We start from the raw sequence: 15,588 nt of genomic DNA, 5'->3' as shown, positions 1-15,588 counted from the left end.
GACGCAGCCTTACCCCGGAACGCATCACCAAGACGGACCGGTCACCCCGGGCTGCGCCGCATTGCTGTCGACCTGTTCGGTATCGGAGAACTCCATGGCCCCGGACTCCGCGGCGAGCCGTTCCGGCGCGCCGGGCGGCGCTGCCGAAACCCGCGGCGGCTCGGGTACCAGCCCCAGCACATCCAGCGCACCGGGTGCGAGCTCGGAAAGCGCGGGGATCCGAGAAGTACTCTCCTGCAACGACTCTCGCAGCCCGTCGGTTTTGCGCCGCAATTCCGCCATGGCGGCCCGGGCGGCTTCGGTGACCGCTTTCGCGATCTCGTCGTAGCTCAGATCGGCGATATCACCGGAAAAGAGGGTTTCGATGACCTCACCCTCGGCATTGATCGATACCGTGACGCGCTTGTGAGCCGCGGATCCCGTCGCCGTCAGCAACGCCCACTTCTGCTGCATGGTCTCGATCGACTTCATACCGGCCTGCACGGAATCGAACAGATCCGTCAGCCGAGCCATCGACATCTCGTCATCCGTCATATCGGTTCCCTCAGCGCCCCCCGGTGAAAATCCACACGCTCGATCGGCCGAAGCTCATGCCTTCATCCTGCCCGAGCGCCTGATATCGAGTTCGTTGTTACGCTCCATTGCGATGAGCAATTTGGCGGCTTCTCGGAACTGGGGAGAATAGCCTTTTTCTCCGCTGAGGAATTCCGGATAGGAAGCTATGACCTTTTGCTGATGCTTCAAGTTGTCGACGTATCCGTTTTTGCCGTCCCCGTGGGCGAACCTCTCGCCGGTTTCACCGGTCCCCCAGCACCCCCAGTAGGCCGCGCTCTCCGATTTCATCGTGGCCAGCACATCCGCGATCCGGCCGGCGACGGCATCCACCTTGTTCGCGACACGTCCCGCCTGCTCCGCCGTGAAATCCAGCTTCTCGTCGGCCATCTCGTCCACCTCACCTTTCGCATCAAGCTATCGGACCGCAAGCAGCATCGGACCTGGTCGGAGTCGCAATCTATCTTGACATCGGTGCGGCACCCGGCCTTTCCCACGACGGGGAATCAGGGCACGCGCCGGTCCGGACCTGTCCCATCCACAGTCAGACCGGTACGCCCTGCCGGTCCCGGTAACGCTGCTCGAAATCCTCCACGAAGGTCGTCGGCGCGACCGACGAGGAAGAATGCTCCAGCACACCGTCGTCGGCGATGTAGAAGATGGCGCGCCCGATCGCGATCTCACCGCGCGGCACCGGCACGTACACCATCCAGCCGATACTGAATCGATCCGCCACCAGCTCGTCCAGCGGATACCCCGTGGTGTCCAACTCGCGGCCGAGGATGTACTGCTGCACCCGGAAGATCGCCTCTTCCCGCGACATACGCTCGGGCAAGCGCAACACCACACCCGCCAGCGACAGCTGATACATGGCGCCGTCGATATCGTAACGGCCGTCGTCACCGAAGAGGTCGATCACCGTCTCGCGAGTGACCACACCGGCCTCGGCGGCCGATACCAACGCCGCCGCGGCCGCCTGCTGCACCGTACCCGGCTGCTCGGCCGCCAGACCAGCGACAATGCCGCTCACGGTTTCGGCGGTCCACACCCCGGGCACCGCGGTGGCGCAGTACTCCGCCGCCGGCGACTCACCCCGATACCAGCGCCCGGCGTCCCACCAGTAGCAGAACGACAACAGACCGGTGGTCGCGCGCGGATTCAACACCGGGTCGGCGACCCAATCCGGCGCACCGGCATAGAATTCCGGCATATCGGCACCGCCGTTGTACGCGGCATCCAGATTCGGTGCCTCCCACACGCCCCCGGAGAGCACCGCGCGCCCGTCGGGCAGGGCGTACAGGGTCGAGCCGCCGCGCCGGGAGCTTTCGAACCAGCCCATCGACGGCAGGATCCGCGGGCCCCACTCGGACCCGGCGGCGACGAACGCGGCGGAGATCACGGCCCAGCGCGCCCACATCTGCGGGAAGTCCGGGAACTCGTTCTCCGCCAGCACCGGCCACACCTGCGCCGCCCGGTCGGCGCGCGCCGACTCGGCGGCCTGCTGGGGAGTGCGCGACTGGCGGCCCCCATGACCGATATAAGCCGCCAGCCATACCGGCAGGTCGTCACGCGGGTACTCGTCCAGATCCGCTCGGTAGGCCTCGGGCTCGAACAGTTGCCCCTCCGGGAAGGGTTCGTCACCGAAGTCGTAGTCCAGATCGAATTCGCCGTCCGAACTCAACCGCAGCAACAGCCGCCACCACGGTTCGCCGTCCCGCTCGGCCACCAGCGCACGCTGTTGTTGCACCAGCTCCAGCACGGCCGTCGGCGGCTCGGCCCGCACCGAACGTTCCCCATCGGTGTAGACGACCTGCGCCACCCCGGCCGCGGTGGTCAGCGCGAAGACAGCGTCCAGCTGCTGCCACCCCTCCGGCCCCACCTCGGCCAGGCCGTCGGCTGCCCGGCGGGCCAGCACCTCCGCCTCGTCCCGGAGCGCCTCGTCCACCGAACCGGTTGTCTCGTCCGATGATTCGGCCCGGCTTTCACCCGGAGATCCATCCTGGTCCTCGTCCGCGGATTCACTCTCGGCCTCGTCCGGGGAATCGGCCTGTGTCTCGTCCTCGGGTTCGTCCGCGGCGAGGGTGAAGCCCACGTCCGGTACATCGGGCTGTTCTTCGGGGCCCGGGTTTTCCTTGTCGCGCTCGCTCACTGCTCAGATCCTGACCATACGTGTGATGTCTCCACCAGAACCGATACCAGAACACGGGGGAGTCCCATCGTCCACCGCGTCTTCCCAGACCATGCTCCTGTGCCCATATTCGCCGCCATTCTGACATGACACCGCATCGGCCACTGACTCCCAGCGACGGGAAAACGCCGACCGGACCCGGTGGGACGCGAGAGGGGACCGGACAACCGGCCACCGGACGGCGTCCGCGGCGGATCCCCGTGCCACCGGCCCCGCCGCCGCGCCGACCACCGGATATGCCCCCGGCCCCGAGTCCACGCCGATACCCTGACCAGGGTGTGCGCATCGTTGAAAGATCCGCGATGAAGCGGATCGATCTGAACCAGGACCCCACCTCGGTCGGCGAGGATCTGCGCCTGGAATACGAGGGCGAACCGTTCACCGGCGAGGTGGTCGAAGAATTGGTGCCGGGACAGCTGCTCTCCCAGGAGTTCTACGTCGACGGACTCCCGCACGGCAGCACCCGTGAATGGTGGCCCGACGGCCGGCTGAAATCCGAGGGCGAGAACTACCGGGGCAAACCGCACGGGGTCCTACGACGCTGGCACCCGGACGGCCGGCCGGCCGAGGCGATCCTCTTCGACGACGGTATATCGCAGGCCATCCGGGAATGGCCGGCCGCCGGCGGACCGCGGTGAACCCGGGGCGGACGCCGCCCGCACCGGGAACGGTGGCAGACCGGGGCCGACCGGCGGCCGGGCCCCTTCGGCCCCGGCCGCTCCACGGCTTCCGAGAAGCACATCATTCGCCGTCACGCGCCCGGCGCAACTTGTCGATCTGCGCGTTCAGCTTCGCGCGGCGCCGTTCGGCGTTCGAGCCGTCGAGCTGACCGGCGAACGCCTTCCGGGCGTTGCGCACCAACTCCTCGGTGATATCCGGATAGGCACGGGCGATCGCCCACAGCGCCTCGCCGGTCTCCATATCGAGCCCCGTCTCCGAGCGGAGACCGCCGCCGTTGCGTACCGAATCGAGTTCCGCCTCGAAGTTCTCGATCAGTTCCGCCCTGGTCGGATGGTTGAGCCGCATTCTTCCTCCTGGTCCGGCGTCGTACGGATTTCGTGATGCCGGCCGAAGTGCCTGGCGCGCGCTGGGATCGGCGAGCGCCGTACGGATATACGCGCCGAGGTCCCGCTCCGCCGGAAAAGCCCGGTACCTCGGCTCGGCCGGCGTTTCCCCGCCGACGGTAACCGTGAACCGATCGCTGCGCCACGCGACCTCTTCCCACTCCGCGGGAGCCGGGCCGGCGAATCCACGGCGGCGTCTCCGGCGAACAGCGTGCGCGCTACCCGCTGCGGATACGGTTGTGCGGCCGCCGCGGTGAGATATCGTCCCCGGTGCGCAGCACCCGCGGACCCCGGGGAAACCGGGTCCGGAGACGGCGGCAAGATCGACCCCATGCGAGTCCTGCTACAGCGAGTGACCTCGGCTCAGGTTACCGTCGACGGTGAAGTGGTCGGCCGGATCGACCCGTCCGCCCACGGAACGCGGCACGGCCTGCTCGCACTCGTCGGAGCCACCCACACCGATACCGAGGCGACCGCCCGCGGTATGGCCGAAAAAATCTGGCGGCTGCGGATCCTCGAGGGCGAACGCAGCGCCGCCGACCTGTCGGCCCCCATCCTGGTCGTCAGCCAGTTCACCCTCTACGCCGACACCCGCAAGGGCCGGCGGCCCTCCTGGTCCGCGGCTGCGCCCGGACCGGTGGCCGAGCCGCTGGTCGATACCGTCGCCGCAACTCTGCGACAGCTGGGCGCCCCGGTCGCCGGTGGCCGTTTCGGTGCCCATATGCAGGTGGACCTCGTCAACGACGGCCCGGTCACGATCATGCTGGAACTCTGACCCCATACGGCCACGGCGAACGGAAAACGGCCCGGCACCCTCCCCCAGGGCCGGCCGGGCCGATGCGCCGATCGCATTCCGCGATCCGGCGCACGAGCTATTCGGGCCGGAGCGTGAGGATGCGCGGACCGTCCTCGGTCACCGCGACGGTGTGTTCCCAGTGTGCCGCCCGCGACCCGTCGGTGGTGACCACCGTCCAGTCGTCGTCGAGCACCTTGGTATCGGAGGTACCGAGAGTCAGCATGGGTTCGATGGCCAGCACCGACCCCACCACCAACCGGGGCCCCTTACCGGGGGCCCCTTCGTTCGGCAGGAACGGATCGAGATGCATCTCGCGGCCGATCCCGTGCCCGCCGTAGCCGTCGACGATGCCGTACGGCCGGCCGTGCTCGGCTTCGGCTGCCCGGGTGCCGAGTTCGATCGCATGCGAGACATCGGTGAGCCGGTTGTCCGGGAGCATCGCCGCGATACCGGCCACCATCGATTTCTCGGTGGCCTCGCTCAGCAGCCGATCGTCCTCGGACAGCTCGCCCACCCCGAACGTCCACGCCGAATCGCCGTGCCAGCCGTCCAGGATGGCGCCGCAATCGATCGATACCAGATCGCCGGGGGCCAGGATCTCCGATTCGGACGGGATACCGTGCACCACGCGATCGTTCACCGAGGCGCAGATCGAGCCGGGAAATCCGTGATAGCCCTTGAACGAGGGCACCGCGCCCGCGTCCCGGATCACCTGTTCGGCGATCCGGTCCAGATCGAGCGTGGACACCCCGGGGGCGGCGGCCTCCCGGACCGCCACCAGAGCGCGGCCGACGATCGCGCCGGCCGCCGCCATGGCGTCGAGTTCACCGGCGGTGCGGAACGGCACCACCTTCTTGTTCTTACGGCCGAAAACCATCGCTGGTCAGCTCTCCGTCACCATGGGAATATCGCCGGACCCGGAACTACCCGGTCGTGGCATTACGCCCCAACGCCTCGAGCGCGCGCGCATTGACCTCTTCGACCTCACCGATACCGTCCACCGAGACGACCAGGCCGTCGTAGTAGTTCAGCAGCGGCTGGGTGTCCTCGCGGTAGATCCGCAACCGGGTGCGGATGGTCTCCTCGTTGTCGTCGGAACGACCGCGAGCCAGCATCCGCTCGACCACGGTGTCCTCGGAGACGACGAAGCACAGGACGGCGTCGAGCTCGCTGCCCAGTTCGTCGAGGATCTTGGCCAGCGCGTCGGCCTGGTCCACGGTGCGCGGATAGCCGTCGAGTACGAAACCGCGCGCGGCGTCCGGTTCGGCCACCCGGGACCGCACCATACGGTTGGTGACATCGCTGGGCACCAGCTCACCGGCGTCCATATAGCGCTTCGCCTCGAGACCGAGCGGCGTCTGCTCGCTGATGTTCGCGCGGAAGAGGTCACCCGTAGAGATATGTGGTACCCCCAGCTTTTCCGATAGCAGCACGGCTTGAGTGCCCTTGCCCGCTCCCGGCGGCCCGAGTAGTACGACTCTCACTTGAGGAACCCTTCGTAATTGCGATTCATGAGTTGGCTTTCGATCTGCTTCACGGTGTCCAGGCCGACGCTCACGATGATCAGTACCGCGGCGCCACCGAAGACCATGCTCTGCGCGCCGCCACTGGAGCCGAGGAACACACTCGGCAGTACAGCCACCGCACCGAGATAGATCGAGCCGGGGAGGGTGATCCGGCTCAGTACGTAGCTCAGATGATCGGCGGTCGGTTTACCGGGCCGGTAGCCCGGGATGAAACCACCGAACTTCTTCATCTCGTCGGCCCGTTCCTCCGGATTGAAGGTAATGGCCACGTAGAAGTAGGTGAAGAACACGATCAGACCGAAGTAGATCGCGATGTACACCGGGTTGGTGGGGTCCACCAGGTATTTCTGGATGATCTCCTGCCACCAGCTCGGATCGGTATCGTTCGTGGACCCGACCAGCTGTACGAGCAGGTTCGGCAGGTACAGCAGCGAAGACGCGAAGATCACCGGGATCACACCGGCCTGGTTGACCTTGAGCGGTAGGTAGGTCGAAGAACCGCCGTACATCTTACGGCCGACCACGCGCTTGGCGTACTGCACCGGGATCCGGCGCTGCCCCTGCTCGACGAAGACCACCGCGACGATGACCGCCAGGGCCGCCGCGCACACCACGCCGAAGAGCAGGCCGCCGCGGCTGTCCAGGATATTGCGGCCCTCGGCGATGACACGGGCGGCGATACCGGCGAAGATGAGCAGCGACATACCGTTGCCGACCCCACGCTCGGTGATCTGCTCACCGAACCACATGACCAGGGCGGCACCCGCGGTCATCACGAGCACGATGATGATCATGCCGAAGATACTGGTGTCGGCGAGAATATCCTGCTGGCAGCCCTGCAGCAGCTGCCCGCGGGCGGCCAGCGCCACCAGACCCGTGGCCTGCAGGATCGCCAGCGCGATCGACAGGTAGCGGGTGTACTGCGTCATCTTGGTCTGGCCGGTCTGGCCTTCCTTCTTCAGCTCCTCGAACCGCGGGATGACCACGGTGAGCAGCTGAATGATGATGCTCGCGGTGATGTAGGGCATGATGCCGATCGCGAACACCGACAGCTGGAGCAGCGCCCCACCGGAGAAGAGGTTGATCAGCTGGTAGATACCGGCGGAATCACCACCGGAGACCAGATCGATACACTCCTGGACCGCCCTGTAGTCGACGCCCGGCGAGGGTAGCGCGGCACCGAGGCGGTACAGCGCGACCAGCCCCAGCGTGAAGAGAATCTTCCGCCGCAAGTCCGTGGTCCGGAAGGCCGTAACGAAGGCGGAAAGCACAGATCCTCCTGGCGAACGACATGGTCAGGCCATGGAAATTTCAGCGTGTCCCGTCTCGGAAATCGCCGAACCCATGACGGGTCTTGGCAGACAACACTTGAACTCTAACAGTGGCGCCGGACGAGCCTGCACTCGTCCGGCGCCGCTGTCGTCGAAATAACGGACGTCAGCCCAGTTCGGTGGCGGTACCACCGGCGGCGGCGATCTTCTCCTTGGCGGAGCCGGAGAACTTGTCCGCGCTGACCTGCACGGCGACGGAGATCTCCCCCTCGCCGAGCACCTTGACCAGCTGGTTCTTACGAACCGCGCCCTTGGCGACCAGTTCGTCCTTGCCGATGGTGCCGCCCTCGGGGAACAGCTCGGCGATGGTGCCCACATTCACGACCTGGTACTCCACCCGGAACGGGTTGGTGAAGCCCTTCAGCTTCGGCAGGCGCATATGGATGGGCATCTGACCACCCTCGAACGCGGCGGGCACGTTCTTGCGGGCCTTGGTGCCCTTGGTACCGCGGCCGGCGGTCTTACCCTTGGAGCCTTCACCGCGACCCACACGGGTCTTATCGGTCTTGGCGCCCGGGGCGGGGCGCAGATGATGCAGTTTGATGGTCATGTCAGACCTCCTCAACCGTTACGAGGTGGCGCACGACATTGATCAGACCACGGTTCTGCGGGGTGTCCTCCCGGATAACCGACTTGCGGATACCACGCAGACCCAAGGTCCGCAGGCTGTCCCGCTGATTCTGCTTGGCGCCGATCGAGCTCTTGATCTGGGTCACCTTGAGATCTGCCATATCAGACTCCTTGTCCGGCACGGGCACGCAGCATGCCCGCGGGAGCGACGTCCTCGAGCGGCAGACCGCGACGCGCCGCGACCTCTTCCGGCCGCTGCAGCTGCTTGAGCGCGGCGACGGTCGCGTGGACGACGTTGATCGCGTTGTCGCTACCGAGCGACTTGGCCAGGATGTCGTGGATACCCGCGCACTCCAGTACGGCACGCGCGGCGCCACCGGCGATCACACCGGTACCCGGGGAGGCCGGACGCAGCATGACCACACCGGCCGCCGCCTCGCCCTGCACCGGGTGGGTGATGGTGGAACCGATCATCGGGACGCGGAAGAAGCCCTTGCGCGCTTCCTCGACACCCTTCTGGATGGCCGCGGGAACTTCCTTGGCCTTGCCATAGCCGACGCCGACCAGACCGTTGCCGTCGCCCACGATGACCAGGGCGGTGAAGCTGAAGCGCCGACCACCCTTGACCACCTTGGAGACGCGGTTGATCGCTACGACGCGCTCGAGCTGGTTCTTCTCGGCCGCGTCGTTACGACGGTCGCCGCCGCGGCGGTCGCCGCCCCGGCGGTTGTCACGACCCCCGTCGGGGGCGTTCGAGTTCTGTCCGGCGGGTCCGTTTCCGCCGTCACGCCGCTGACGTCCCGGCATCAGACGTTCCTTCCGTTCACACAGGTATGTGCAGTCTTGTTGATCATCAGAACTTCAGCCCGCCTTCCCGAGCGGCATCGGCGAGCGCCGCGATCCGGCCGTGGTAGTCGTGGCCACCGCGGTCGAACACCACGGCCTCCACACCGGCGGCCTTGGCCCGCGCGGCGATCAGTTCGCCGACCTTCTTGCCCTTGGCGGTCTTGTCGCCCTCCAGCGCCCGCACATCGGCCTCGATGGTGGACGCCGACGCCAGGGTGCGACCGGCCGAATCGTCGATCAGCTGCACGTGCAGGTGCCGCGAGGAGCGGTGCACGATCAGCCGGGGCCGCTCGCTGGTGCCCTCGATCTTCTTGCGCAGGCGGAAGTGACGCCGCGTCTTGGACAGCCGCCGGCGAGTGGAAACGTCCTTGCCCAGCGGAATACGCTTGGCCTTCTGATTCTCGGTTTGCGCCATGATCACTTACCCGTCTTTCCGACCTTGCGGCGAACGACCTCACCGGCGTAGCGGATGCCCTTGCCCTTGTACGGGTCGGGCTTGCGCAGACCGTGGATAACCGCCGAAACCTGGCCGACCTTCTGCTTGTCGATCCCGGATACGGAGAACTTGGTGGGCGATTCCACCGCGAAAGTGATGCCCTCGGGCGCCTCGATCGGCACCGGGTGGCTGTAGCCGAGGGCGAACTCGAGGTCCTTGCCCTTCTGCTGCACACGGTAGCCGACGCCGAAGATTTCCATCTTCTTCTCGTAGCCCTGGGTGACACCGGTGATCATATTGGCGATCAGGGTCCGGGTCAGGCCGTGCAGCGAGCGGCTGCGGCGTTCGTCGTCCGGACGGGCGACCACGAGCCGGCCGTCCTCCTGGGTGACGGTGATGGGCTCGGCGACGGTCAGCGACAGCTGGCCCTTGGGGCCCTTCACCGCGACGTCCCGGCCGTCCAGGGTCACCTCGACACCGGAGGGAACCGCTACGGGATGCTTACCGATACGCGACATTGTCCGTACCTCCCTTACCAGACGTAGGCGAGGACTTCCCCGCCCACACCCTGCTGAGCCGCCTGACGGTCGGTGAGCAGGCCGGTCGACGTGGAGATGATCGCCACGCCGAGGCCGCCCAGGACCTTGGGCAGGTTGGTGGATTTCGCGTACACGCGCAGACCCGGCTTCGAGACCCGGCGCAGACCCTGCAGGCTGCGCTCCCGGCTGGGGCCGTACTTGAGGTCGACGACGAGGTTCTTACCCACGGTCGCGTCCTCGGTGCGGTAATCGGCGATATAGCCCTCACGCTTCAGGATCTCGGCGATATTCGCCTTGAGCTTCGAATGCGGAGCCTTCACCTGATCGTGGTACGCCGAATTGGCGTTGCGCAGACGTGTCAGGAAGTCTGCGATCGGATCGGTCATGGTCATGGTTCGACCTCGACACCTTTCTCGCTGCGGTTCCCATACAACACCCGCGCCACGCGGGCGCGGACCGTGGGCCTACAGCAATTCGGCTGGTCCGGACGGAAGTCACCGCCGGATGAGTTCGTATCGCCCGGACACCCGCGAGCGGGCACCCGTGGGCACAACGGCGCCCTGGCAACCGGTCTAGTGTAGGAGTCGTCTCGGGTACGGCAAAATCAGGTCCCCGAATCGCCTGCTCACGCAGCCTGCCGACGGATGGACGACCCGGCGGAGCGGCACAGCCGGCATCACCTCACCGTGCCGAAACAACAGGGGCCCGGGTCGCGACCCGGGCCCCTGTTCGAGGTTCCGTACCGGAACTCCTCACCAGGAGCTCTTGTGTACCTCCGGTAGTTCCTCGAACGCCTCGGGCCGCGGTGTCCGCACCGCGGCGGTCTCCCCGGCCCCGTCGGCGGTCAGTTCCATATCGAACCCGTCGATATCGTGCTCCCCCACCCGCACCTGCGCGCTGGCCGGCGCGTACCCGGTGGCGACCACGGTGTAGGTGCCTTCGTCCAGGTTCGCGAAGGCGTAGGAACCGTCGGGGCCGGTCGACTGTGTCTCGACCACATTGCCCAGCGCATCGGTCAGTGTGACCCGGGCCTGCGCCAACGGCCGGCCGCCGCCGCTCACCACGCCGGACACCCGCACCCCCGGGCGCAGCAGTACTTCGAGGCGAGCCGTTTCCCGGCCGGTCACGTGCACCGCCACCGCGCTCGGGTGGTATCCGAACGCGCTGACCGCCACCGTGAACTCGCCCTCCGGCAGACCCGAGAGCTCGAAACCGCCGGACGGATCCGATTCGCCGGCCGCCAGTACTTCGCCGCGCATGTCCAGGGCGGTCACCATCGCACCCGCCACCGGCGCACCGTCACCGGCCCGCGAAACGGTGCCCGCGAGACCGGCCAGTGTGGTGAGCGTGACGTCGTAGGACACCGGATTGCTCCCGAGGACGGCGGTCGAGGCGTCCGGGCGCCACCCTTCGGCGGAAGCGATGAGGACATAGGAGCCGGGCTCCGGCGCCGCCAGTTCGTAGAACCCGTCGGTGCCCGAAACCGCCCGGCCCAACTGCCGGCCGGTGGGCGAGATCAGCGTGAGCGTGGCTCCCGACACCGCCGTACCGCGCGCGTCGGATACCCGGCCGAACAGCACCGAACCGCTGGTGGGCGGTTGCGGGGCGGGCACCGCGCCGTTATGTCCCGCCATATACGTTTCCGCGTCCACGAACCGCGGAGCCGGTTCGCCGGCACCGGCCGCAACAGCCGCCTCGGCCTCGTCCACCACCCGCTCGGCCTCCATCGACAGACCGGCGGGCGCGGCCGGTACCGCTTCGGCCACCGCGTGTGTCCCGGTTTCCACCGGCCCGTCCGGCCGGGCCGCGACCGCTGCCGCCGCGGCACGTCCGGCGGTGGGGATGGTCAGCGCGACCACCGCGGCCGCCGCCGCGACACCGCATCCGATCAGGATGCCGGCCCGGAAACCGTTCTCGGTCGGCACGCTGATACCGCCGGCGAAGGTGGTGCTCATCTCGGCGAGAACCGCGCCGATGGCGGCCGAGGCCACCGAGGTGCCGATGGATCGCATCAGCGTGTTGAAGCTGTTGGCCGCGGATGTCTCGGTGATCGGCACCGAGCTCATGATCAGCGCGGGCATGGCACCGTAGGCGAAGCCGACGCCGAGGCTGATGACGATCGCGCCGGCCATCAGTCCCCACGGGGCTCCCATCAGCGGCACCGTGGCGCCGTAGCCGGCGGCGATGATGAGCGAACCGACGATCAAGGTGACCTTCGGACCGGCCAGCGCGGAGAGCTTCGCGCTCAGCGGTGAGGCCAGCATCATCATCAGGCCACCCGGGGCCATCCACAGACCCATCGCCACCATCGACTGTCCCAGCCCGTATCCGGTGGCTTCCGGTAGCTGCAGCAGCTGCGGGAAGATCAGCGCCTGGGCGAACATCGACATACCGATGACGATCGAGGCGGCATTGGTGAGCAGCACCCGCGGCCGCGCGGTCACCCGCAGGTCGACCAGCGGATCGCGCGCCCGCAGCTCCCACAGCGCCCAGAGCAGCAGTACCACCACGGACGCGACGAACAGCGCGATGGTGAGCGCGCTGGTCCAGCCCCAGCTCGCGCCCTTGGACACGGCGAGCAGCAGGCAGACCAGCGCGGCGCCCAAACCGACCGCGCCGAGTATGTCGAAACGGCCGCGATCGGTGCGGGCGGGAGCCTTGGGCACCACCGCGAAGATCAGCAGGCCGGCCACGACGGCGAGCACCGCGACACCCCAGAAGAGATAGCGCCAGCTGCTGTATTCGACGACCGCCGCCGCCAGTGGCAGGCCCAGCGCACCACCGACACCGAGCGAGGAGCTGATCAATGCGATACCCGAGCCGAGTTTCGCGGGCGGCAGCAGATCGCGCAGCGCCGCGATACCGACCGGGATCAGGCCCACACCCATTCCCTGCAGACCACGTCCGATGAGCATCGGCCACAGGGACGACGAAACGGCACAGAGCACGGAACCGATGGCGAGCGGGACCACCGATCCCACCAGCACCGGACGCTTACCGAAGAGGTCGCCCAGCCGCCCGGCCACGGGGGTCGTCACGGCGCTCGCCAGCAGGCTCGCGGTGACCACCCAGGTGGCATTGGAGGGTTCGGTACTCAGTATTTCCGGTAGCTGCCCGAGCAACGGCATCACCAGGGTCTGCGTCAGCGACGCCACGATCCCGGCGAAGGCGAGCACCGCCAGCACCGCCGCGGGGCGGACGGCGGCTTCGGGTTTGGTCACGAGCATGCTCCTCGCAGAATGGATTCAACCGATGTGCATAATACACATAACATGCATGATGCAATCCAACCAATTCCACTTGACCTGAACAATGGTTCAGCTTCTACGGTCGCGGTATGTCCATCGAATCCATACCGCGCCCCGACCAGCCGACCCCGACGATGCGCCGAATATTCCCGGACCTCTGGGAAACCCGGGAGTTCGCCGTCCCCGGCGGCCCGCGCACCCACGCCTACCTCTGGGCCCCACCGTCCGGACAGAACATCCTCTTCTACGCCCCTGGCAACGACCGTGATTTCGCGGACTTGGAACGACTGGGCGGAGTCGCCCGCCAGTACCTGAGCCATCAGGACGAAGCCGGTCCGGTATTACGTGCCGTGGCCGAACGTTTCGGCAGCCGCCTCCACGCCCCGGCCGCCGAGGCCGATGAAATAGAAGCGTTCGCACCGATCGACGTCGCGCTCGACGCCCGGGGTGTCGACGACGCCGGAATCGACATCATTCCCACCCCGGGCCACACTCCGGGGAGCACGTGCTACCTGGTGCCGGGACACGGCGGGCGCAATTACCTCTTCACCGGCGATACTTTCCTCCGCTACGCCGACGGGGTGTGGCGCGCGGGCTACATACCGGGCTACAGCGACAAGGCCGGGCTGCGGGCGGCACTCGATATCCTCGCCGGCGTACAACCGGATGTGGTCGTCTCCAGCGGTTTCGTCGAAGGAACCACGGCGGTACACGAAATCGACCGGGCCACCTGGCCCGAATATCTCGACCAGGCCCGCCAAGAACTGGGGTGAGCGCCGTATTCGCCACGATCACATACCAGCGAATTCGAAGCATCCGGAATCGGCACCGGATGCTTCGAATTCGCCGAGCCCCGCGCCGACCGCCTCCACACAGAATCGGGTGAATCACCCGATATTCCCACCCCTGGATTCATCCACAGAGAGCAGGGGCATGTTCTCGAAAACGGTAGGTGATCGGAAACGATATACGCCCCGGTGAACAACCGGCGGATCTCACCGAAAAACCGCACACCCTTCCGGTACGTATCACGGTGCCGCTTCCCGATTATTTTCCCGGAAAGAGCGGGCAGCCCGCACCGATATCCGCACCCTTCTGTGAGCGGGTCCAAACCTCGTTATCGGCCATTGGTGAGGTCTCCAGTTCTTGTGCGCGGAAAACCGGAAACCGGCATGGGGCCTCGTACTGTCGGCGCAGCTTCCTCGTGGCGGAACACGCTCCGCGGCAAGGGAAGCGGATCGTGCTGTTCCCCAGGAAGGCCCCTGATGACGAAACCAACCTCCGCGCGGCCGCGGCTGGCCGTACTACTGGCCGCCACAGCGCTCACCTGCGGGCTCGCCGCGTCGAACGCCCAGGCCCAACCCACCGAACAAGACCTGACCGCCTATATCGCCGCCGGGCGCACCGGGCAGCCGGTCGCCGATTCGGGCAGTGCCAGCGGTTCGGCGTGTAATTCCGGTAGCGGTGCGGGCTCGGGCAACGGCTCCGGCGACTGCTACGGCGGCTCGGGCAGCAGTTCGGGGCTTTCCGGCGGATACGCCTCCGATACGGTCGGATACGGCCCACCGCAGACCTCGTGGCTGGCCGCCTTCGGGTACGGGCTGGCCAACGGTGACGCGGCGCCACCGGGAACCAACGACTGGGACTGCGAACCCACCGCCGAACATCCGCGCCCGGTGCTGCTGCTCCACGGCACCTGGATGAACGCCTACAACGGTTTCGCCTTCATGGGCCGGCCGATCAAAGACGCCGGCTTCTGCACCTTCACCTTCAACTACGGGCGGGCGAACCTCGTCCAGGGCGGTGGCGTGGGTTCGGTGCTGCCGGGGACGATGGGCACCGGCTACATCCAGGATTCGGCGAAACAGCTGGCCGTCTTCGTGGACCGCGTGCTCGACGCCACCGGGGCCACCGAGGTCGATATCATCGCCCACTCCCAGGGCGGATCGATGTCGAACTGGTACACCAAGTTCGAAGGCGGCGCGGACAAAGTCGGCAAACTGATCACCTTCGGCGCCACCCACCACGGCACCACCCTGGACGGGATCGGGGCGTTGGGCCGGGCCGTCAACAACTTCGGCATCGATATCCTCGGCTTCATCGAGATCTTCGTCGGGCATTCCGGCATCCAGCAGACGGTCGGCTCGGATTTCGTCGACGAACTCAACGCCGGCGGCGATACCGTCGCCGGGGTGGACTACACCGTGGTGGGCACCCGCTACGACGAGGTGACCACCCCCTACGATCTGACCTTCCTGCGGCCCGGACCGGGCGCGACCGTCCGCAACATCACGTTGCAGGACGGATGCGATCAAGATCTGTCGGACCATTTGACGATGATGTACTCGCCGCGGGCACTGTCGATCGCGCTGCGGGCATTGGATCCGGAGCGTTTCCCGGCGCTGCGGTGCACCTTCAACCCATGGCTGATCGGCGGCGGCGGAAAGCTCTGACCGCGGCGCATATGGTGCGTTCCCGCCCGGCCGGTGCCG

At 67.0% G+C, this 15,588-nt stretch carries 18 protein-coding genes and 1 pseudogene; 4 read left to right on the top strand and 15 right to left on the bottom strand.

Annotated elements, in window-relative coordinates; all coding sequences use genetic code 11:
* Positions 1–24: 24 nt before the first annotated feature.
* From ACYR7D_RS09935 to ACYR7D_RS09925, 3 genes are all read right to left on the bottom strand, one after another.
* Positions 25–534: a YbaB/EbfC family nucleoid-associated protein gene (locus tag ACYR7D_RS09935; RefSeq protein WP_459549311.1), complete on the bottom strand. Its 510-nt coding sequence runs from the start codon at positions 532–534 to the stop codon at positions 25–27.
* Positions 535–588: 54 nt separating this feature from the next.
* Entirely contained in the window at positions 589–942 is a 354-nt protein-coding gene (locus ACYR7D_RS09930; RefSeq protein ID WP_459549310.1) for a hypothetical protein, read from the bottom strand.
* Positions 943–1,096: 154 nt separating this feature from the next.
* Positions 1,097–2,701, bottom strand: a complete 1,605-nt coding sequence (locus ACYR7D_RS09925) for a hypothetical protein (protein WP_459549309.1) — start codon at positions 2,699–2,701, stop codon at positions 1,097–1,099.
* Between the two features lie 317 nt (positions 2,702–3,018).
* Here ACYR7D_RS09925 and ACYR7D_RS09920 point away from each other — a divergent pair, with 317 nt between their 5' ends.
* On the top strand, positions 3,019–3,378 hold the full coding sequence (locus ACYR7D_RS09920; RefSeq protein WP_459549308.1) for a toxin-antitoxin system YwqK family antitoxin: 360 nt from the start codon (positions 3,019–3,021) through the stop codon (positions 3,376–3,378).
* 103 nt (positions 3,379–3,481) lie between these two features.
* Here ACYR7D_RS09920 and ACYR7D_RS09915 read toward each other — a convergent pair whose 3' ends face one another.
* The gene (locus tag ACYR7D_RS09915; RefSeq protein ID WP_459549307.1) at positions 3,482–3,766 is read right to left on the bottom strand and encodes a hypothetical protein; all 285 of its coding nucleotides are present in this window, start codon (positions 3,764–3,766) and stop codon (positions 3,482–3,484) included.
* 369 nt (positions 3,767–4,135) lie between these two features.
* Here ACYR7D_RS09915 and dtd point away from each other — a divergent pair, with 369 nt between their 5' ends.
* Complete coding sequence (gene dtd, locus ACYR7D_RS09910) at positions 4,136–4,579, top strand: D-aminoacyl-tRNA deacylase (RefSeq protein ID WP_459549306.1); 444 nt, start codon at positions 4,136–4,138, stop codon at positions 4,577–4,579.
* 97 nt (positions 4,580–4,676) lie between these two features.
* Here dtd and map read toward each other — a convergent pair whose 3' ends face one another.
* From map to ACYR7D_RS09855, 11 genes and pseudogenes are all read right to left on the bottom strand, one after another.
* A complete protein-coding gene (gene map, locus ACYR7D_RS09905) occupies positions 4,677–5,477 on the bottom strand; it encodes a type I methionyl aminopeptidase (RefSeq protein WP_459549305.1) in 801 nt (266 codons plus the stop codon).
* 46 nt (positions 5,478–5,523) lie between these two features.
* Positions 5,524–6,084 (bottom strand): adenylate kinase, encoded by a 561-nt coding sequence (locus ACYR7D_RS09900; RefSeq protein ID WP_459549304.1) that lies wholly within the window; start codon positions 6,082–6,084, stop codon positions 5,524–5,526.
* Positions 6,081–7,397, bottom strand: a complete 1,317-nt coding sequence (gene secY / locus ACYR7D_RS09895; RefSeq protein WP_459549303.1) for a preprotein translocase subunit SecY — start codon at positions 7,395–7,397, stop codon at positions 6,081–6,083. Before secY ends, ACYR7D_RS09900 begins: the two co-directional genes overlap by 4 nt.
* A 166-nt stretch (positions 7,398–7,563) precedes the next feature.
* Positions 7,564–8,007 carry a 50S ribosomal protein L15 gene (gene rplO, locus ACYR7D_RS09890; protein WP_195055354.1) on the bottom strand — a complete coding sequence of 148 codons (444 nt, stop codon included), beginning with the start codon at positions 8,005–8,007 and terminating at the stop codon, positions 7,564–7,566.
* Position 8,008: 1 nt separating this feature from the next.
* Positions 8,009–8,188: a 50S ribosomal protein L30 gene (gene rpmD, locus ACYR7D_RS09885; RefSeq protein ID WP_459549302.1), complete on the bottom strand. Its 180-nt coding sequence runs from the start codon at positions 8,186–8,188 to the stop codon at positions 8,009–8,011.
* Between the two features lies 1 nt (position 8,189).
* Positions 8,190–8,834: a 30S ribosomal protein S5 gene (gene rpsE / locus ACYR7D_RS09880; protein ID WP_459549301.1), complete on the bottom strand. Its 645-nt coding sequence runs from the start codon at positions 8,832–8,834 to the stop codon at positions 8,190–8,192.
* Positions 8,835–8,880: 46 nt separating this feature from the next.
* Positions 8,881–9,288 carry a 50S ribosomal protein L18 gene (gene rplR, locus ACYR7D_RS09875; protein WP_459549300.1) on the bottom strand — a complete coding sequence of 136 codons (408 nt, stop codon included), beginning with the start codon at positions 9,286–9,288 and terminating at the stop codon, positions 8,881–8,883.
* Between the two features lie 2 nt (positions 9,289–9,290).
* Positions 9,291–9,827, bottom strand: a complete 537-nt coding sequence (gene rplF, locus ACYR7D_RS09870; protein ID WP_459549299.1) for a 50S ribosomal protein L6 — start codon at positions 9,825–9,827, stop codon at positions 9,291–9,293.
* 14 nt (positions 9,828–9,841) lie between these two features.
* On the bottom strand, positions 9,842–10,240 hold the full coding sequence (gene rpsH, locus ACYR7D_RS09865) for a 30S ribosomal protein S8 (RefSeq protein ID WP_459549298.1): 399 nt from the start codon (positions 10,238–10,240) through the stop codon (positions 9,842–9,844).
* Positions 10,241–10,600: 360 nt separating this feature from the next.
* A complete protein-coding gene (locus tag ACYR7D_RS09860; RefSeq protein WP_459550106.1) occupies positions 10,601–11,482 on the bottom strand; it encodes an MSCRAMM family protein in 882 nt (293 codons plus the stop codon).
* A gap of 159 nt (positions 11,483–11,641) precedes the next feature.
* A pseudogene (locus ACYR7D_RS09855) lies at positions 11,642–13,075 on the bottom strand (MFS transporter); the annotation flags it as partial.
* A 155-nt stretch (positions 13,076–13,230) separates the two neighbouring features.
* Between ACYR7D_RS09855 and ACYR7D_RS09850 the strand changes: the two are divergent.
* Together ACYR7D_RS09850 and ACYR7D_RS09845 are read left to right on the top strand one after the other, a co-directional pair.
* A complete protein-coding gene (locus tag ACYR7D_RS09850) occupies positions 13,231–13,869 on the top strand; it encodes an MBL fold metallo-hydrolase (RefSeq protein ID WP_459550105.1) in 639 nt (212 codons plus the stop codon).
* Positions 13,870–14,361: 492 nt separating this feature from the next.
* The gene (locus ACYR7D_RS09845; protein ID WP_459549297.1) at positions 14,362–15,549 is read left to right on the top strand and encodes an esterase/lipase family protein; all 1,188 of its coding nucleotides are present in this window, start codon (positions 14,362–14,364) and stop codon (positions 15,547–15,549) included.
* The last annotated feature ends 39 nt before the right edge of the window (positions 15,550–15,588 follow it).

The sequence above is a fragment of the Nocardia sp. X0981 genome, from assembly GCF_977089955.1.
Note: the sequence above shows the minus strand (reverse complement) of the source record. Positions and strands in the feature narration are given on the sequence as shown.